The organism is Starkeya sp. ORNL1, from assembly GCF_012971745.1.
In the GTDB taxonomy this organism is placed as follows: domain Bacteria; phylum Pseudomonadota; class Alphaproteobacteria; order Rhizobiales; family Xanthobacteraceae; genus Ancylobacter.
Genome location: NZ_CP048834.1, coordinates 2,921,382 through 2,939,006 on the forward strand (window position 1 = coordinate 2,921,382; position 17,625 = coordinate 2,939,006).

The 17,625-nt window shown below is 61.8% G+C and carries 18 protein-coding genes; 7 read left to right on the forward strand and 11 right to left on the reverse strand.

The window, feature by feature from the left end; translation table 11 throughout:
• Positions 1–54: 54 nt before the first annotated feature.
• Positions 55–765 carry a molybdopterin-dependent oxidoreductase gene (locus tag G3545_RS13895; protein ID WP_246702827.1) on the reverse strand — a complete coding sequence of 237 codons (711 nt, stop codon included), beginning with the start codon at positions 763–765 and terminating at the stop codon, positions 55–57.
• Positions 766–857: 92 nt separating this feature from the next.
• Entirely contained in the window at positions 858–1,544 is a 687-nt protein-coding gene (locus G3545_RS13900) for a cytochrome b/b6 domain-containing protein (RefSeq protein ID WP_170013527.1), read from the reverse strand.
• A 115-nt stretch (positions 1,545–1,659) separates the two neighbouring features.
• On the opposite strand from G3545_RS13900, the gene G3545_RS13905 reads away from it, so the two are divergent.
• Positions 1,660–2,148 (forward strand): PRC-barrel domain-containing protein, encoded by a 489-nt coding sequence (locus tag G3545_RS13905; protein ID WP_170013529.1) that lies wholly within the window; start codon positions 1,660–1,662, stop codon positions 2,146–2,148.
• 52 nt (positions 2,149–2,200) lie between these two features.
• On the opposite strand, the gene mtnK is transcribed toward G3545_RS13905, so the two are convergent.
• Complete coding sequence (mtnK, locus tag G3545_RS13910; RefSeq protein WP_170013531.1) at positions 2,201–3,466, reverse strand: S-methyl-5-thioribose kinase; 1,266 nt, start codon at positions 3,464–3,466, stop codon at positions 2,201–2,203.
• Between the two features lie 272 nt (positions 3,467–3,738).
• Here mtnK and G3545_RS13915 point away from each other — a divergent pair, with 272 nt between their 5' ends.
• Complete coding sequence (locus G3545_RS13915) at positions 3,739–4,407, forward strand: DUF1223 domain-containing protein (protein WP_246702891.1); 669 nt, start codon at positions 3,739–3,741, stop codon at positions 4,405–4,407.
• A 110-nt stretch (positions 4,408–4,517) separates the two neighbouring features.
• Here G3545_RS13915 and G3545_RS13920 read toward each other — a convergent pair whose 3' ends face one another.
• Both G3545_RS13920 and G3545_RS13925 read right to left on the reverse strand, forming a co-directional pair.
• Positions 4,518–5,075: a sigma-70 family RNA polymerase sigma factor gene (locus G3545_RS13920; protein ID WP_170013533.1), complete on the reverse strand. Its 558-nt coding sequence runs from the start codon at positions 5,073–5,075 to the stop codon at positions 4,518–4,520.
• A gap of 96 nt (positions 5,076–5,171) precedes the next feature.
• Positions 5,172–5,780, reverse strand: coding sequence for a TetR/AcrR family transcriptional regulator (locus G3545_RS13925; RefSeq protein WP_170013535.1), 609 nt, complete (start codon positions 5,778–5,780; stop codon positions 5,172–5,174).
• A gap of 138 nt (positions 5,781–5,918) precedes the next feature.
• On the opposite strand from G3545_RS13925, the gene G3545_RS13930 reads away from it, so the two are divergent.
• Positions 5,919–6,623: a glutathione S-transferase C-terminal domain-containing protein gene (locus tag G3545_RS13930; protein WP_170018077.1), complete on the forward strand. Its 705-nt coding sequence runs from the start codon at positions 5,919–5,921 to the stop codon at positions 6,621–6,623.
• A 116-nt stretch (positions 6,624–6,739) separates the two neighbouring features.
• Here G3545_RS13930 and G3545_RS13935 read toward each other — a convergent pair whose 3' ends face one another.
• Positions 6,740–7,342: a hypothetical protein gene (locus G3545_RS13935; protein WP_170013537.1), complete on the reverse strand. Its 603-nt coding sequence runs from the start codon at positions 7,340–7,342 to the stop codon at positions 6,740–6,742.
• A gap of 47 nt (positions 7,343–7,389) precedes the next feature.
• Here G3545_RS13935 and G3545_RS13940 point away from each other — a divergent pair, with 47 nt between their 5' ends.
• Together G3545_RS13940 and G3545_RS13945 are read left to right on the forward strand one after the other, a co-directional pair.
• Complete coding sequence (locus G3545_RS13940) at positions 7,390–7,950, forward strand: MFS transporter (protein WP_206151427.1); 561 nt, start codon at positions 7,390–7,392, stop codon at positions 7,948–7,950.
• A gap of 732 nt (positions 7,951–8,682) precedes the next feature.
• Positions 8,683–10,113, forward strand: a complete 1,431-nt coding sequence (locus G3545_RS13945; RefSeq protein WP_170013539.1) for a DUF1254 domain-containing protein — start codon at positions 8,683–8,685, stop codon at positions 10,111–10,113.
• 1,020 nt (positions 10,114–11,133) lie between these two features.
• On the opposite strand, the gene G3545_RS13950 is transcribed toward G3545_RS13945, so the two are convergent.
• A complete protein-coding gene (locus tag G3545_RS13950; RefSeq protein ID WP_170013541.1) occupies positions 11,134–11,490 on the reverse strand; it encodes a hypothetical protein in 357 nt (118 codons plus the stop codon).
• A gap of 155 nt (positions 11,491–11,645) precedes the next feature.
• Here G3545_RS13950 and G3545_RS13955 point away from each other — a divergent pair, with 155 nt between their 5' ends.
• Positions 11,646–11,942: a hypothetical protein gene (locus tag G3545_RS13955; RefSeq protein WP_170013543.1), complete on the forward strand. Its 297-nt coding sequence runs from the start codon at positions 11,646–11,648 to the stop codon at positions 11,940–11,942.
• A 337-nt stretch (positions 11,943–12,279) separates the two neighbouring features.
• Here G3545_RS13955 and G3545_RS13960 read toward each other — a convergent pair whose 3' ends face one another.
• From G3545_RS13960 to G3545_RS29900, 4 genes are all read right to left on the reverse strand, one after another.
• Positions 12,280–13,227 carry an HWE histidine kinase domain-containing protein gene (locus tag G3545_RS13960; RefSeq protein WP_206151428.1) on the reverse strand — a complete coding sequence of 316 codons (948 nt, stop codon included), beginning with the start codon at positions 13,225–13,227 and terminating at the stop codon, positions 12,280–12,282.
• A 146-nt stretch (positions 13,228–13,373) separates the two neighbouring features.
• Entirely contained in the window at positions 13,374–13,757 is a 384-nt protein-coding gene (locus tag G3545_RS13965; protein WP_246702828.1) for a response regulator, read from the reverse strand.
• Between the two features lie 836 nt (positions 13,758–14,593).
• Complete coding sequence (locus tag G3545_RS13970) at positions 14,594–15,826, reverse strand: integrase arm-type DNA-binding domain-containing protein (protein ID WP_170013549.1); 1,233 nt, start codon at positions 15,824–15,826, stop codon at positions 14,594–14,596.
• Between the two features lie 420 nt (positions 15,827–16,246).
• Positions 16,247–16,375 carry a hypothetical protein gene (locus G3545_RS29900; RefSeq protein ID WP_281411717.1) on the reverse strand — a complete coding sequence of 43 codons (129 nt, stop codon included), beginning with the start codon at positions 16,373–16,375 and terminating at the stop codon, positions 16,247–16,249.
• A 510-nt stretch (positions 16,376–16,885) separates the two neighbouring features.
• Here G3545_RS29900 and G3545_RS29905 point away from each other — a divergent pair.
• Complete coding sequence (locus G3545_RS29905) at positions 16,886–17,017, forward strand: hypothetical protein (protein ID WP_281411718.1); 132 nt, start codon at positions 16,886–16,888, stop codon at positions 17,015–17,017.
• The last annotated feature ends 608 nt before the right edge of the window (positions 17,018–17,625 follow it).

A 17,625-nucleotide genomic window follows, 5' to 3' on the forward strand; every position in this document is an offset into this window, starting at 1 on the left:
TTCGTGAATGTAGTCTGTTCCGGCGAGCGCGGGCACGGCGCCCCCGCACCAGGTTCACATGCCGGCGAACCAGTTGAAGCCCTGTTTCTCCCAGAAGCCGTCCTCGTAGGTGTTGCTCACCTCGATCGCCCGGATCCATTTGGCGTTCTTGTAGCCGAGCTTCACCGCGGTGCGCAGCCGGAGCGGGAAACCGTAGGGATCGGCGATGGGCTCGCCGGCATACTTCGTGGCGAGGATGGTTTGCGGATGCAGCGCCGACGCCATGTCGATGCTTTCGGTGTAGTCGTCATTGCCGTGGAAGTAGACATATTTCGCGGTGAGGTCGGCACCGATCGCGGTCAGGAACTGCTTGAGATTGGGGCCGGACCACTGGCCGATATAGTCCCAACCTTCGACGCAGATGTGCTTGATGATCTCTTCCTGCTCCGGGAAGGCATAGATCTGTTCGAGGCTCCAGGGTCGTTTGTCGGCGATGAGGCCGGAGAGTTCGAGCTTCCAGCCGCTGATGTCGATCGGCTTGACGTTCTCGATCTCGTAATAGGCATTGAAGCGCGGCGGCTTGACCACCTGCGCAAGCGAATAGGTCGGCGCCAGCCGGTTGGGATCGAACAGTGCCGCCTGCACCCGGTCGTTGAAGCCGGACACCGTCCGCAGCACGCTCTGCACCGATTGGCGATCGGAGATATCGCACCCGGTGAGCATGGTCAGCGCGCCGAGGCTGACGGTACCGCGCAGCAGCTTGCGACGGTCGATTTTCTCGATCAATCCGCGGTTCTCGGTGAGGACACTTTGGTCCGGCGCGTGCTGCGGCCGGAAAAGCGACATTGGACGCCGGCGAAGCGACATGGCTGCACCCTTCACAGGTTCGAGGTCGGGGGGATGGGCGCGGCCGTCTCCGCATGATCGGTCTCGACCCGCGGCCCGCCGGTCAGCATGGCGAGAATGGTTCGGGGCACGAGCAGCGCGAGCGTCACATGCACCAGCAGGAACAGCACGATCGCCGTCATGCCGATGAAATGCGCGAGGCGTGCCCCCTGGAAATTATAGAACAGCGCGGTGAGGTACGAGAACTGCACTGGCTTCCAGATGGCGAGGCCGGAGATGACCTGAAGTATCACCACCAGGATGACGCCGACGTACAGCGTCTTCTGCACGGCGTTGTAATGCGTCAGGTCGGCGTGCTTCAGCCGGAACGTCAGCGCCGCGATCGCCTCGCGTATCACCTCGCGCGGAGAGATGGGCAGCAGCAGGCGCCGGAAGCGGCCGGAAACCACGCCAAAGGTCAGATAGGCGAGGCCGTTCAGCACCAGGATCCACATGCCGAGGAAGTGCCACTGCAGCGCGTGCTGCGCCCATATGCCGAGCACGATCTCCTCGGGGAAATGCAGGAAACCGAAAATCACCTCGTCATTGTATATCTTCCATCCACTCATGATCATAATGATCATTGCACCCGCATTCGTCCAGTGCATCAGCCTTAAGATAAGCGGATGCATACGTGGAGCGGCAGCATGTGTAACCAAATCTGCGTTTGCTACGCTCATAGAATCATCTTCCTATGACGATTTAATCGTTTCAGTTGCTATTGAACTATCATGCATGGCTGCATATGCTATCCATCATACGTATGAAACTTGCCACCAGGCCGAGGACATTCCCATGCGTCCCACCGCTGTCGTGTTCATTCTGGGTGTCGCCCTGATGGGAGCGACCCACGCCCCTGCACTCGCGGACGACCCGCAGCCCATGCGCGCCGAGAGCGGCGGGGCGCACACGCAGCCCGCGCCCAAACAGGACAGCCTGACGCCGGAAGAGCGGATGAACCGGCGCTTTCCGCAGAAGGTCCGCGTCGGCGACCTGCTCGGGCTGCCCATGCTCGACTTTGACGACCGCACGCTTGGCCGTGTGAAGGAGGTGGTGCGGACCCCGGACGGCAAGATCGTGCTGGTCATGCCGTTCGGCGGCTGGTTCGGCTGCGGCGGGCGCCCGGTCGGCGTTCCGATCGAGACCGTCGCGATCCTGGCCCGCCAGCTCGATGTGCTGGACATTCCGCGCGAGGACTTCCCCGCGCTCGCCACATGGAAGGACAGCGAGGGCACGCCGATAGCGCCCGACGAGACTATCCGGATCGCGATCTCCCGGCGCTGACGGGGCGACGCGCCAACCGATTGTGTGCTGCGCGCCAGGCTTGCGGGGCGCGTCATCGTGCCCGAGCCTCAATGCCGGCGACGAGGTCGCTCACCTGCGCAATGGTCAGAAAGGCGCGGCGGTGCACCGCGAGTTCGCGCCCCGCAGCAAGTGCCCGGCGCTCGCATGCAGCGCGCCGCTCCTCCTCGGCGATGGTCTCGAATTCCGGGATGTGGGCGAGACCGAGAATGCGGCGGTGCATCTCGATGCCGGCGAAACCGAGCGCATCGGACCAGATGTCCGCGAGCAGCCCATGGAGCATCAGTTCGGCACCGAGCGGGTCAGCCTGGTTCTCGAACAGCTCGCGCCCGCCCAGAATGCCGCCGCGTTCGGTGCGCCACAGCAGGGAGAACTCGGCGACGAAGACCTCCCAGACCGTCTCGGCGAGCTGCAGTATCCAGCTGCGATAGGCATCGCCGCCGGCATCGTCCGCACGATGGCCGGCCTGCGCGAAATACGCCATCCAGAGATTGCCGAGGAGCGAGCCGACGTCGAAGCCCATCGGGCCATAGGCAGCGAACTCGGCGTCGATGACACGCGTGTCGGTGTCCGACACCATCACTGAGCCGGTGTGCATGTCACCGTGCAACAGGGTCTGCGCGCACATGCAGAACCGCGCCTTCATCTCCAGCGCCGCGAGCTTCAGGTCGCGATCGGCACGGACCACCGTGACCTGCGCGGCAAGAGCCGGGGTGTGCCGGTTGCGCGGACAATCCCAGAAGGGGTCGGTGAAGAAGAGGTCCTCGGTGATCCCGCACAGCTCCACATTGCCGGCAAACAAGGCGACATCGGCCTTGCGCCGCGCGGTATCCATCGACAGGTCCGAACCGCGGAACAAGGTGCGCGCGAGATAGCGTCCGAGATGCTCGCCGAGCGCGGGGTAGAATGTGCCGGCGATCAGGCCGCGGCGCAGGATTATGTGCGGCGATAGGTGCTCCATGATCTGCAGCGCCTGGCCTTCATCGAACAGATGGAGCGCGGGCAGCCGGCCGGGGTCGCGCGCGCCGAGACGGGTCAGCGCGTGATATTCGAAGAAGGCGCGATCGAGCGACATCGGCCAGCTCTCGCCGACGACGCGCGCATAAGGCAGCGCCTGCTTGACGACCACCGAACCGATCGTGCTTTCGACGATGAATACGAGATTGAGATTGCCGTCGCCCACCTCGCGCACCCGCCAGCCTTCGGCCGACCCCAGACGCCCGGTCATTTCGGGCAAGTTTCCGAGCCGTGCCGGCAAGGTCTCGCTGCGCAGCGGCTCGTAGGGATTCCGGGTCAACATGACGGCCTCCGCATCGACGGTCGGCGAGGCTCTTCGAAGTCGCTGCCGAGGCTCTCGCTGAAACCGGTACGTGCGCCGGCAGGCTTTCGTTACCCGGATCACGGCCTCGTGAAAGAGGCCGTTCCGACTGCCGCAGCGACACGAACGCGTGAGCCCGTAACGAAGCTGCCGCCAGCACCGAAGAAGGATCATAGCGAGCCATTGGGACCGCCAATCCGAACATCGGGAGCTATCCAGTGCAGCCAATTGCCATCCTGTCGGCCGGCATATTGTTGGCCTCGGCCCTGTCCGCCCAGGCACAGGGCGCGCCCAATGCCAGACGCCAACCGGTCGTGGTCGAACTCTTCACCAGCCAGGGCTGCTCGTCCTGCCCGCCGGCCAATGCCAACCTGATTGCATTGAGCCGGCGGCCCGATGTGCTCGCACTTAGCTTCAGCGTCACCTATTGGGATTATCTCGGCTGGAAGGATGTGTTCGGCAAGCCGCAATTCACCCAGCGCCAGGTGACCTACGAGCCGCGGCTCGGTCAAAGCGGCCCGTTCACGCCGCAAATGGTGGTGAACGGTCGGGAGAGCACCATCGGCTATGACCTTGCCGAGATCGAGACCCTCGTTGCCCGCAACCACCGGCAAGATGGCCCCTCGATCTCGCTCGGCGCGGGCCGGATCGTGATCGGCGCCGGAACCGCCGGCCCCGAAGAGGCAGACGTCTGGCTGGTGCAGTACGATCCGGGCATCGTCGAGGTGCCGGTCAGGCGCGGTGAGAATACCGGGCGCACGCTGCCGCACGGCCACGTCGTACATGAACTGGCCCGGCTCGGCAGTTGGAACGGCCGCGCGGCGACCTATGCCTTTCCTTCGGGGCGCGACGGGTTCAAGACCGCAATCCTGGTACAGGGGCGCAATGGCGGCCCGATACTCGCGGCCGCAACAATGGAGTAACACGACCGGCATGGTGTGGCCCGGTGGTGACTGGCGCGCGGGACTTCTACGAAGACCCGTTGACCGATGATGGTCGAGGCGGCGCCGTCCTTGGATGACGTCGCCCGTTATCAGGCTTCGCGGCCGTGCTGCAGGGCTGCCAGCGCCTTCAACGCCCGATGCAGGGCGACGCGCACCCCCGCCTCCGTCATATTGAGCCGGTCGGCGGTCTCGCGCGCGCTATATCCTTCCACCGATACGGACTGCACAATGATGCGTTGCTGTTCCTTCAGCTTCGCCAGCAGGCGAGCTATATCGCGATGCTGGAGATCGCTCGACGGACCTTCGGATTCAAGAACATCAATGACGTCGTCGATCGGCACGCAGGTGTGCCTGCCGCGCCGGCGAAGCGTATCGATCAGCTTGTTGCGGATGATTGCAGAAATCCAGGGCCGGATCGGACGGGATGGATCCCAGGTGCCGCGTTTCAGATGAATGGTGAGAAGCGCCTCCTGCACGACGTCTTCGGCATCACTCAGCGATGCATTGCAGCTCTCGCACCGTCGAAGCGCCATCGCGCGGACATGCGGGAGTATGGACTTCAGGAACAGGCGGTAAGCGCAGGAGTCGCCAGAGGTCGCAGCCCGCATCCACATCGCCCATTGCTCTTCACGCGACGCGTTGTCCACGCTGCATTCCCTCACGGGTTCGGCCTTCTGTCGCCTACCGTCGAGGGGCGACGCAGCGTCGCTCGACGGCCAGGCCCGGGATGCCGTTACGCTCGCTTACGCGGACGATCCAGATCGTGGCGACGCACCATCGAGAAGCGCCGTCGCCGATCGGACGATGCCTTGGAGCAAGTCCCGCTCCGGGCGCACCCGCGCCAGGACACGCACCCCCATGAGCGCCCCGAGCAGGTGGCGCGCCAGGTCATTTGCCGAAAGCGCATCGGCAATGCTGCCGTCGGACTGGCCAGCGCGAACGCGGTCGAGAAAGAACATCTCGATGCGAACAAGCACGCCGGCCACCGCCGCTCGCAATTCCGGATCGTCCGGGGTCACGTCGAGGGCGGTATTCACCATCATGCACCCCTTGCATTCCGGATCGCCTAGGGATCGCGCCAGAATCTCCCCGAAAAAGGCATCGATCGCGGCGCGCGGGGCCAAAGTTTCGCAGCGGCGGATACGGTCGGCGATGCTGCGATCGACGTAGCGATCGAAGGCCAACCGATGGAGCGAGCGCTTGTCGCCAAACGCATTATAGAGACTGGCCCCGGTAATGCCCATCGACGTCGCGAGGTCACGAACCGAGGTCGCCTCGTATCCGCGCGACCAGAAGCACTGAACCGCCGCATCAAGCACGGCGTCCTCGTCGAATTCCCTCGGCCTCGCCATTTCCGCCTCCGCACCCAAATGAGAAGACCGCCTTGCCATCAGGCGCCATTCCGCGCATTTTAGATCGAACGATATAAAACTCAAGCTTGGGCTACCCGTGTGGTCGATCCGCTCAAGACACGCCGAGAGGAAACGCCAATGATCCGCTTCTATTTTCACCCCACGCCGAACCCGGCGAAGGTCGCCCTCTACCTCGAGGAAGCTGGGCTGCCCTATGAGGCGATCCCGGTCGATACCAGCCGGGGTGAGCAGCACGCGCCCGCCTTCCGCGCCATCAACCCCAACGGCAAGGTCCCGGCGATAGTCGACAGCAAGGGACCGGGCGGCAGGGAGGTCCGGGTGTTCGATTCGACCGCGATCCTGCTCCATCTGGCGGAGAAGACCGGCGAGTTCCTGGGCAAGCCGGAGGATCGGCCAGAACTCCTATCCTGGCTGCTTTTCATCGCTTCCGGCCTCGGGCCGTTCTCCGGCCAGGCGGTGCATTTCCAGTACGCGGCACCCGAAGGCCTCGGCTATGCCGTGAACCGCTATCGCCGCGAGGCCGAGCGTCACTATAAGGTCCTGGACGATCACCTGGCGGGACGCGAGTTCATCGTCGGCGAGAGCTACACGATCGCGGACATGTCTGCGTGGGGCTGGCTCGATCGCGCCTCGCGCGTGCGCAAGGGCGAGGACGATCCGCTCGGCCCCTTCCCGAACCTGAAGCGTCTGTTCCAGGCCGTCGACAGCCGCCCGGCGGTCGCACGAGCCCGGCGCGTCGGCGAGGGCCATGAGTTCAAGAAAGTGAATGACGAGGAGACCAAGCGCTCCCTGTTCCCGTCGAACTACCCGCCCCCTGCATAATCTAGGTCAGCGGGCTGACGAGATGAAGCTGATATCCCGACCGCTGGGCAATACAGCCGTGCCAAGATGCCAACTCAACAAAATCGGGCTTGTCTATACCGGCGAAACCGAACCACCTACGCGCATAGGCGCCGAGACAGATATCGGCCAACGTAAAAATCGCCACCCGTTGCATAGCGGCGACCGGATAGATGCGCGTCGACAATCTGCCAGAGCGAGCTCAGTTGGCCAGCGATCCTGTTCAACGCCGGCATGTCCCGCTCTTCCTGTCGCGTACGGACCAGGCCCCAGTAGAGCTCCCGCTCCAGCGGCCCGTATGATGAAATGCTCCAGTCCGGCCATTTGTCGACCATGGCGCGCTGGCGCAGATCGCGCGGATAAAGCCCAGCGTCGCTCCACTCATCGATTGCGGCCGGGGTCTGCGCACCGGCATTCATCGCCCAGAGCGTGGCCACCGGATAGGCCGAGCGGATCAAGCGCACCGCCGGGTGGATCCCGACACGGACGCCCGGGCGGCGGGGATCGAGCACCGCGAGCGCCTCGGCCGTGACCGGGGCAGCGTCCGCGGCGTGATGAGCCTGCCCGCGCGCGATTTCCAGCCGGGCGACGTTGGCAAGATACGGCAGCCCGGCGACCGGCGCGAAGCTTTCGAGGAAGTCTGGCAAAGCCTCCCCATAGCTCAACAGCACCGGCGAACGCGGCGGCGACGCATCTGCCATACTGTGAACTCGACCGTGCGGCGCCTCTCGCCGTGCTGGGGTGCGCCGTGGCGGGGATTGTTAGCGCGACTTTTTATGCGGTGCTGCCCGCGTGGATGCAGGCCAACGAGGTTTCTCAAGCCAACATTTCACTCTTCATGCTGAGTGCGGTCCTGGGTGGACTCGCCTTTCAAGTGCCTGTCGGACGGCTCTCAGACCAGTTTGACCGGCGCGCTCTACTTGGAGCCCTGGCGATAGGATTCGCGCTCGCTGCAATCCTGCTCGTCAACGTGCCCCGAACGCTAGCTATTATAGTGCCCGTCACCGCAGTGCTAGGCGGCTTCATGTCCACCCTTTACCCAGTGTGCGTCTCCAACGCGATGGACAACATGTCGGGAGAGCGGGTCGTTTCAATCAGCAGCCGGCTCATCCTCGTGAGCGGCATTGGTTCCACAATAGGCCCGTTCACCGGATCATGGATCATGCGCCGCCTTGATATTGACGGCGTGCTGTACTTCATGGCGGCCGTCGCCGCCGTGCTGGGGGTTGCGGCCTTCGCCCGGACCTTCATGAAGCCCGATGCCGTTCATGAGGATAGGCCATTCGTGGTAGTGCGCCGCAGGCAGTGAGTGTAGCTCCCGAAGCCGAGAACCAGCGCACTTAGTTGAGGCCCACATCCCTCGGCCGGCGCCTGCGAGACGTGCCGATGAGCCTCACCACCACCGGGCAATCGCACTCAGCGGCGTCGAGCCTCAGCCGGCGCTGATATACATTCGGCGGGAATATCAGTCAGCCCGCAATCTGGCGCCAAGATATTCGATGTTCGTCCAGCCCTTGCAGCTTCGGTCAATGTTGTGACCCAAGGTGTCAAGTCGTCAGCGCCACCAGATGCTAAAGCTCATGTCAATGCGCCAGATCGGTCGACGCCAACAACACTTCGGACTTGAAGGAGATGGCTGAGATGTGCCGGCTGACCCCCGGCACAAGAGCGGTGAAGGTGTCAGCCGAAGCTCTCGCAGCTGCCCCAACGGCTCGGCGCCTTCACCGTTCGCTTCGCAGCCATTTTACTGATCTAGATTGTTGGGTTGGCTTGCACGGAAATCGCCGGCGCCTTTTTGGATTTCCGACAATGCTTGCGAGGGCCGCGGCCAGCAGCCCTCTGACGCAAGGATTCACGCTCCGAAACGGACAAAGGTGTGTCTTCAAGTGTCAAGCATTCGACGCAGAGCGAGGATTATCGTGCCCGGCACAGAGGGGTCTGTTCTCTGACAGGCCTACGGGCCTGTGCTGAACGGGTCGCTCTGAAGTCGCCGCGCGAGCAATCGCCGGAGCTTTGATGGAACGCATTGGGGCAACTAATCATGAACGTATCTCGCCGCAATATCTTGCTGGGAACCGCTGCATTTGCCGCCACTGGTGCTGCGACGCGCGCCCTTGCCTGGGACGGACCAATTGCCGACCTCGTGGATGACGCGGACGGCTTCAAGCTTGCGTCCGACGCCTACGTTTATGGCTATCCGCTGGTCACGATGGAGATGACGCGACGCGTCATCACTAATGTCGCCAAGCCGGAAGGCACGCGCGCGCCGATGGGCACGCTGATCAAGCTGCGAGAATACCCCGATGCGTCCTTTCGCGATGTCACGGCGCCCAATGCGGACACGCTCTATACAACGGCCTTCTTCGATGTCGGCGATGAGCCATGGGTCGTCAGCATCCCCGACATGAAGGGTCGATATTTCCTGCTGCCCTTCCTCGATGCCTGGACGAATGTCTTTCAGGTCCCCGGAGCCCGGACCACGGGGACGCAGGCGCAGACTTTGCTCGTAACCGGCCCGAAGTGGACCGGCACGGTTCCCGACGGGATGTTGCAGCTGAAGTCGCCGACGAGCATGGTATGGATGCTCGGGCGCATCTACTGCACCGGTACGCCGGAAGACTACAAGGAAGTCCACGCGCTACAGGATCAGTTTAAGCTGCAACCGCTCAGCACCTGGGGCAAAGAGTATACGCCGCCGGCCGGGAAGGTGGATCCGGCCATCGACATGAAGACGGCAGTGCGAGAGCAGGTCAACAATCTCACAGCCACCGAATTCTTCACCTTGCTGGCCGATCTCATGAAGCGCAATCCGCCATCAAAGGCGGATACGCCAGCCTTGATGAGGTTCGTGCGTATGGGCCTTGCTGCCGGGAAGGACTTCAATCCGAAGGTGATCGAAAGCGGTTGGGACAAGCGCCTGCCTCAGCTCTCGTACGATCGGATAATGCTGCACTTCCTGTCGCGTGACGGCGACTTCTCGCGAGAGAATGGCTGGTCATACACGACCAAAGCGGGCATTTACGGCACCAACTACATCCAGCGGGCCCTGATAACCGCCATCGGTCTTGGCGCGAACCGCCCTCAGGACGCAGTCTATCCCACATCGCTGAAGCCCTCTGTGATCGAGGACTATAATGGGGCCAACAAATATGTCCTCCGGTTCGAGAAGGGTGAGCTGCCGCCGGCCAAGGGTTTCTGGTCGCTGACCATGTACGACGAGGGCATGTTCTTCGTCGCCAATCCGATCAACCGCTACTCAATGAGCATGCGGACCAATCCGAAGCTGGAGTCTGACGGGTCACTCACAATCTACATCCAGAACGAAAGCCCTGGGGCCGAGAAGGAAGCGAACTGGCTTCCTGCGCCGCAAGGAAAGTTTCACCTGATGCTGCGGCTTTATTGGCCGGACGAGAACACGCCCTCCATCCTGGACGGCTCGTGGATCATTCCCCCGGTCGTGAAGGTGAGCTAAGCGGCTAAAATGCCGGTCGCGCTTAATGTAGCGGCGTGATCGAAAGGTGATGCCCAGGGGCCTGTTGATTTTTCGGCAGGCCCCTGCGCCATCCCGATATCCTTCAGCGTCAATTCCAGCCAATGCCTCCCACCATAGGCCCAGCAACTGCCGTCAACCTGCGTCCGTCGATGTGTGGGCCTCAGATCGACAACCGTAGCACTAGGCACGAAGAAGGCGTGACAGGTCCACGTGCGCAGGTCGGCCGGCGCATCCAGCGGGATTTCCACGAGCGCCCCAGCGTAAACTGTTACGCGACGGGTGACGATTTCATAGGGCTGCATGTCCCTTGTGTGGTCGAGTCGCGAGCCTGCGGGTTTGGTGCCGCCTATCATGCCCATGAAGGCGAAGGAAAAAGACGACCTCGCAAAGCAGCTCTCGGCTCTTAGCCTCTCTGAGCGAATCCTGATTCGCCGTGCGATCTATGCCGACTCGGACTGCTTGAAGGCCGACGACGCCGAAGCCGCAGTGGCGGAGAGACTTTGGAGGCAATCCCTGCTCCGCTCGGTAATGACCGGCAATCGACATTCGTGGCGCTTGGCAGGTCGGTGGGCGGACAGACACGAGGCGCTGCTTCAGCGCTTCTGCGATAGTCGCGGGCCTTCCTTGAAAATTAGACGGAAATCCGGCTTTCCTCTTACCCGGCACTGTGGTGCAATGCAATATCTCGCCGTCTCTGATGCCGAGTGCAGGCGCCACTCCCATCCCAGCCCCCGATAGGGAGTGGCGCCATCCCCTTCGAAAATGAATCGGTACTCGACCTGTTCATGAAAACCAACGCCGACGACTGACTGTCACAATTCTCTTAGGCTGCGTCCCGAATACCGCTACGGTAGCGAGGGCGGTTGGTCGTCATTAGCCGCCAATGCGATAGCTAAGTCCGCATTTCTCTGGCCGTCGCCACCTGACGATCTTAAGCCGCTCTGACCGGGTGGCTTTTTCTTTTAACACACACTGCTTGGCGGTTTAGGACGCTGTCCGCTAGACGGCGGCTGAGTTCGACACCCAGCCGATTCGGCCGCCGTCAATCAAACGGTCAATTGCGGCCTCAAGGAAGTCGAGCACGTCGTGGTCACAGAGGTAGTGCGAATCTCGGATGAGCGTGTCCGGCAGGGCGCTACCCGTGGGGAACATACCTGCTACGATTCGGCAATGAATGACCAACTTGAACTGCGGGCGCGAGCCTTGTGCGCCGCCGACATTGACGCCGCCGATCCTCCGGTGAGGGACCGGCAAGCCGCTATTGAGCGCTATTGGCTGGTCGTCGCAGCCGAGATTGCGGGCGGCCATATCGTCGAGCGTGGCGTCGCGTTGCCGCCCGACTTCGAAGAACGCCAACGCGAATTTTCCTACCTTCGGAACCGTCGTGCGTAGCGGAACCAATCCTTGCGCGCCGCACTTTCATTCATGCCACATCAATCGGACGGCAGGCATCATTCACTCACACAGCAAGTGCAGTCCCGTTGCCTAACCGGCGGCGGGAGAAAGCGGTCATGCAGCATCTCAAGACGTTGGCAGGAAACGGCTGGCTCCGCACACGCGACGCAGGCTCGGTTCAAGGCCGCTACCAGATTGTCATTTCCCGACGCATGACCGGCCCGGAACGGGGACAGTTGGCGACACGCGGCTCCCTTACCTCCGAACCCTGGGCGTTGGTCGTCGCGCGCGTTGACGGGAGCGCGGTCCTGATTCTGGAGACCGGCGAAGCGCTTGATATTCGCCTTACCGGATTGGCGCTGACCGACGGCGACGCGAACTTCGTCGTCGCGGGCAAGATGCCGGCACTCTGAGGGCGGCCATGATCGACCGCCCCCGGTGACCCGCCAATGAAGCGCAGCTCACCCGGCCATGCGGCCGGCTGAGCGTTATTGGCTAGCCGTCGATGACTTTGCCCTTCTTGCCGGAAAAGCTGGCGCCAGCGGTGACAGAGGAGAGCTTGCCGGCTTTTGCTAAGCGAGGTGCGGTGTAGGCTTTCATAGGTAGGCCCCCAAATCGATTGCATCCTTAGACCGCTAAAGTTGCGGAACGGAAACATTGGGGTCAACGAGGATCCGACTGCCGTTGCGCGAACCGCCATCAAGTGTTGCACAGCCGCCGCAATTGGCGTGCCTCTGATACCGGCAGCGCTCAGTCCGAAACTATCGCGGCGAGCGGCGCCTGAAGGGCAAACTCGACGCCGCCGGGACGGTAGTCGATCTTTGCCGTGCCCCCGAGATACCCGGCCAACGCTCGCTCGATAAGGCGAGATCCAAAGCCGGGCTTTGCTGGCGATGCCAACACAGGCGGTCCGCCCGATTCGAGCCATTCGAACAGAAACATCGCCGGTGAATCGGAGATCGACCATCGAACGGTCACCGTTCCAACCCGGTTCGAAAGCGCACCATACTTGGTGGCGTTGGTTGCCAGTTCGTGGACCGCCAGTGACACCGCCAGCGCGCACTTCGACGACATCTCGATGTCGGGACCGCTTATGCTTATTCGGCCCGACTCATTGTGCGGCTTAAGGGCACCGGTAATCAAATCTGGCAGGTTCGCTCTCAGGAACGCTGTCTGCACCAGCAGGTCCTGCGCACTGCTCAGGCTTCTGAGCCGGTCTAGTAGAATTGCGCCGGCCTGCGGCAGAGTTTCGGCCGTGGCAAAAGTTTGGCTGGCGAGGGCCTGGACCATCGCTATCGTGTTTTTGTTGCGATGCTGGAGTTCGAGCGAGAGGAGATGTTGACGCTCCTCCGCCAGCTTCATAGCGGTAATGTCTCTCGATACGGAAAGGATGCTTTCGGGATTGCCGTCTGCGTCGAGTATTGGGCTGACTTGCACATCCCACCATCGCGCATTTCCCTTCGCCGTGTTCGCCCCGGCCTGGAACCTTGAACTGCGGCCCCCGCGAGCGGCTTCGATCGCCTGTCGGGCTTCGCCGTTGCCTTGCCCTTCCCAAAAGTCCGGCCAGGGGCAACCTTTCACGTCATTGAAATCGCTGATTTCCATGACGCGCTGACCGCCTTCACTCATGAAGATGAGGTCACCATCCAAGCTTAGCACCTTGATGCAATCGTCAGAGGCCGCGAGCACGCTACGCATAAAGCGGGCATCCGCCTCAAAGGCGGACGCGGGTCGCTTTGTCCTCGATACCTCTTCCGAACCCTCAGCCAAGCTCAGCATTCCTAAGATTTTGCAAGCCGCATGTGTCCGAGACGTGCGTTTAATGCACTCATCGGCCTTGTAATTTACTCGATGAATGAGTCGATTGCGCGGAGGACGGCTGCTTCAGAATAAGGCTTCGCCAGGAAACGTCCGCGCTCAGGGAGGCTGTCGGAGCCTATGACATATCGGCCTGATGTTAGAATCAGTTCGACTGGCGGCCACCGACTTCGGACAGCCTGCGCGAGTTTCATGCCGTCCATCGAACCTGGCATGTCGATGTCGGTGAAGACCACCCGAATATCTTTTCGCGCTTGCAGGATTTGTATCGCCTCCTCCGCGTTCGACGCCTCCAGCACCTGGTAGCCTGCTTCCTCGATAATGGTGACGGCATAGAGGCGGATTAAAGCGTCATCCTCGACGACGAGAACGACGGCTACGCCGCGTGCGGCTTGGGAAATTTGCTTCACTGCATTCTCGCCAATCCGAGCGAGGGGCGCAGTAGGTACGCATTCAGGCTCTAGTAGCCAAAGTGCCGGGACGCGGATCTGTTCCACTACGCAGAGCCCTTTCCCTTCCAGGACGGCCAGATTGCGAGATATCCGCAATCGAACATTCCGGTTTCTGCACCCCATGTTCCCTTTGCCTGCAGCGGACGGCGCGGCTAGCCGGCATCGTCAATCCTTCGCTAGAGTAAGGACGTGACACTTCGGAAGGGGCGGCCTTCAGGCGCGCCCTGTTCCCGTCGAACTACCCGCCACCTGTATAATCTAGGTCAGCGGGCTGGAGAGATGATGCTGATATCCCGACCGCTGGGCGATACAGCCATGCCAAGATGCCAACTCAACAAAATCGGGCTTGTCTATACCGGCGAAACCGATGGGGAATGCGCTCGAAGAGCCGTAAGGCGCCCCTGAGAAGGCGCAGCGCGGGTCGTGCCGGATCGAACACCCGGCTCGTCGAAACGAGGCTCATGGTCAACTCCTGTTCTGGACGAGGGACGTCCCAAGGCCGAAGCCGACGAGATCGGCAACAGCTGCTGACGCATCGAATTGGTCAGTGGCGAGGGCGCCAACTTCGTGGAGCCGATTGATGACCATGACCGTGCCATCCGCCGCCCGCCCGGGAGCGTAGCAACTGTAGCGTCCGCCTGTCGCAGGTGCATTTTCATAAAACCTAGTAAAATCAAATCATTAAATGCAACTGCAGTATTGTAGCAACTGTAGCAGGAGTCCACATGTCGGAAGGGACATTCATATTCATATGCAGTAAGAACAAGACGTAAAAATCATTATATATCAATGCTTTATAGTCGCACTTGGGTTCGCCCGGCGTCGAGCGGGATGACTTTGGCGCCAGTCCGTAGCGCATCCAGATGGTCGGCCCACCACGCCATCATCTTCACGCGCTCATCCCAGTGGTCGCCACGATCATAGGCTCGGCGGACATCGTTCCCCTCGACATGGGCAAGCTGGCGCTCGATTACGTCGGGGTGCCACTTCAGAGTCTGGTTCAGGATTGTGGATGCAGTCGCACGAAAGCCGTGCGCCGTCGCTTGGTCCTTGTCGTAGCCGAGCCGGCGCAGCGCAGCGTTCAACGTGTTCTCGGAGATAGGGCGGGTGGTAGTGCGCACGCAGGGAAACAGAAGCCGTCCCCGGCCGGTGATCGCCTGCAAGTCGCGCAGCACGGCAAGGGCCTGCGCGGGCAACGGTGTGCGATGTGCCCGCCGCATCTTCATGCGCTCGGCGGGAATGGCCCAGATGGTCTTGTCGAGGTCGAATTCCGACCACTCCGCCATCCGCAGTTCGCCGGGGCGTGGAAACAGGAGTGCCATGAGCTTCAGCGCCGCCAGCGTCGTTGGCTGGCCTTCGAAGCCGTCAATCACACAGAGCATAGCGCCGAAGCCCTTAGCATCGGTGATGGCCGCCCTATGCTTGACCTTCGGCGATGTCAGGGCGCCTCGAAGTGCGGAGGTCGGATCGCTATCTGCGCGGGCCGTAGAGATCGCGTAACGAAAGACCGTCCCAATGGTCGACCGAAGGCGACGCGCGGTCTCATACCGGCCTCGCTGCTCAACAGTGCGCAGGACCGCCAGAACTTCGACTGCACTGATTTCGCTGATCGGCCGCTTCCCAAGAGAGGGGCGTGCGAAACCCAGCAACCACTGTACCTTCTCCAGAGTGGCCGCCGCCCGTTCCTCGTCACGCAGCCGTTCCAGATACTCATCGGCAATGACGTCGAACGTATTTGCCGTGGCAATCTTCCTGACGAGCTTTTCAACCTTCGCCTTTGTGCTGGGGTCGAAGCCCGCCGCGAGGGCCTCTTTCGCGGCATCCCGCTTAGCGCGAGCGTCTTTCAGAGACACCTCGGGATAGCCGCCAAAGGCTAGCTGCTTCTGCTTCCCGTCGAATCGATAGGCAAGACGCCACAGCTTCCCACCAGTTGGCGTCACCAGCAGGTGGAGGCCTCCGCCATCCGTCAACTTAACCGGTTTGGCTAAGGGCTTAGCGGCGCGGATCGCGATGTCTGTCAACGGCATTTTCAGCGCCCCTTGTTGGCATCGCGTTTTGTTGGCATCCGCGAATGCCAACGACTGTGCCAACAAATTCGCTGAGTGCCAACAGGCTCAGGGGAGCCTTGGCGAGCTACAGGCAGGCGCTAAGCTATGGGTTTTTCCCAACTTTTGAGCTTTACCGAGCGTGCACGAGCGAGAAAATGGTGCCCAGGGACGGCGACGCACGCATCGCGTTATCAATGGTTTACAGAGAGTGGGAAAGCGCGCCTTCACACAGCGGTCCAAGGGTTTGCAAGGGGCCTCTTTCCCACTTTAGCCGTCTGCAGTTCGGTTCCCAAAAGCGGAATCGATTTGAATACAGGCAGCCTTGTGGCGCCCGATTGTCCCTGTCCGGCTTTCTCGACCGTTCCACCCCATTAACCGCGAGCGGGCCATTTTCGAAGCTCATGTATGCGACGAAATAGCTGGCCTCGCCTGATGCTCATTCTGTGCCTCGATGCCTTCGTCCGGCACGAGGGTGCCGTCGTCGGCTCGAACGAACGGGAGCACCACGTAATAGGTAATCGTCGGCATGGCTCGACTCCGAATCGATCCAGCCGTCGGTTTCATACCAAGGCAGCAGGCGACGGTCTGAGGGCGGCGCTACGGGTGAGCCGATGATATCGGACATCGTCCGACGATTCCCGCTGCGCACCGTAATGAGCGCGGCATCGAGCCTGTGTGCGTTGTCCCGCACCCAAGCCTCGAGCTCTTCTAGCCGACCGATCTTTTGCAGCACGACACTCCGGCCCGTCGTTCGCAGGCCGTAGTTCAGCAGTGCGTCTTCTTCATCGTGAATCAGCATGCTTCATCGTGGGCGAACAAACAGCGTACGCCAACCGTGCTCCGGTACGGCGGCTACAATGCAATCCGCTCATGAAACCGGCCACGGCATCTCGACGTTTAATCAGCGCCGCGGATCGCCCCCAGCGTTCGCGGTGCCGGCGAGGGCGTTGCTCGGAACTCCGTCTGCTACCGCGGCAGCGCCTTCCCGGCTTGGCTGATGGCGTTCAGTCGTTCCTCGGGTGAACGCCGCTACACCCGATGGCGTCGAAGGTATGCGAACTCGCGCTGGCGCTCATCAAAATCGGCCGGGAGAGCGACACCCCGCTCCACAATATGGCCGCCCGCAATCTCGGCGGCGACTACAAGCCAGTAGCGTTCGATGCAGGCTAGGCGGTCCTTCACTGGAGGATCGGCGGCGTCCACGTCCGCGGCACAGAGGGCTCGCGCCCGCTGCTCTAGCTGCTGGTCCATAGGGAAGCGTTCAACTCCGTCGGCCTGAAAGCGAAATTCACGGTCGGCCATTTCCCCGGGCGTGTCGACGAAATTTTCGGCGGCATTTGAAAGACGCTGAACGTTTCAGTCGGACTGCGGCAATCCGGTCGCAGGTACCCCCTTTTTCGTCGGTTATCGAACCGTGCGTCGCCCGTGACGTTAGGCTCTGCCGTGAGCGGACCCGCGCGCTCGTGGTGTCGGTGAAGGCGTCGCTCGGGTTCTTCTGACGCCGCGGCGGCGCCTTACCGGCTATGCCTTTGATGAGGCTTCGCGCCGCAGTCGTTCCTCCCGAAGCCGCGCAGTCTTTCTAGCCTGCTCGGCCTGGCGAGTTTCTTCTTCACGCTTCACGAGGTCTGTAGCCTCCGCAAGCGTCGTCTTTTTTGGAGGGTTAGGGTTTATTCGCCGGGGCTCCTTGAACTGACCTCTCAAGGCCCACCTCCATCCCTGGGTGATGCCGATTTATCGCACCGGGAAATGGCATCCTCCAACATCAAAAGAGTGCTGCG

Excerpts from the sequence above, each read along its gene's own strand:
- G3545_RS13930 (WP_170018077.1), top strand. The coding sequence starts at position 5,919 with ATGATCCGCTTCTATTTTCACCCCACGCCGAACCCGGCGAAGGTCGCC.
- G3545_RS13955 (WP_170013543.1), top strand. The coding sequence starts at position 11,646 with ATGCAGCATCTCAAGACGTTGGCAGGAAACGGCTGGCTCCGCACACGC.
- mtnK (WP_170013531.1), bottom strand. The coding sequence starts at position 3,466 with ATGTTGACCCGGAATCCCTACGAGCCGCTGCGCAGCGAGACCTTGCCG.
- G3545_RS13960 (WP_206151428.1), bottom strand. The coding sequence starts at position 13,227 with ATGCGTAGCGTGCTCGCGGCCTCTGACGATTGCATCAAGGTGCTAAGC.
- G3545_RS13905 (WP_170013529.1), top strand. The coding sequence starts at position 1,660 with ATGCGTCCCACCGCTGTCGTGTTCATTCTGGGTGTCGCCCTGATGGGA.
- G3545_RS13970 (WP_170013549.1), bottom strand. The coding sequence starts at position 15,826 with ATGCCGTTGACAGACATCGCGATCCGCGCCGCTAAGCCCTTAGCCAAA.
- G3545_RS29905 (WP_281411718.1), top strand. The coding sequence starts at position 16,886 with ATGGCGTCGAAGGTATGCGAACTCGCGCTGGCGCTCATCAAAATCGGC.
- G3545_RS29900 (WP_281411717.1), bottom strand. The coding sequence starts at position 16,375 with ATGCCGACGATTACCTATTACGTGGTGCTCCCGTTCGTTCGAGCCGAC.
- G3545_RS13935 (WP_170013537.1), bottom strand. The coding sequence starts at position 7,342 with ATGGCAGATGCGTCGCCGCCGCGTTCGCCGGTGCTGTTGAGCTATGGG.
- G3545_RS13945 (WP_170013539.1), top strand. The coding sequence starts at position 8,683 with ATGAACGTATCTCGCCGCAATATCTTGCTGGGAACCGCTGCATTTGCC.
- G3545_RS13925 (WP_170013535.1), bottom strand. The coding sequence starts at position 5,780 with ATGGCGAGGCCGAGGGAATTCGACGAGGACGCCGTGCTTGATGCGGCG.
- G3545_RS13900 (WP_170013527.1), bottom strand. The coding sequence starts at position 1,544 with ATGAGCGTAGCAAACGCAGATTTGGTTACACATGCTGCCGCTCCACGT.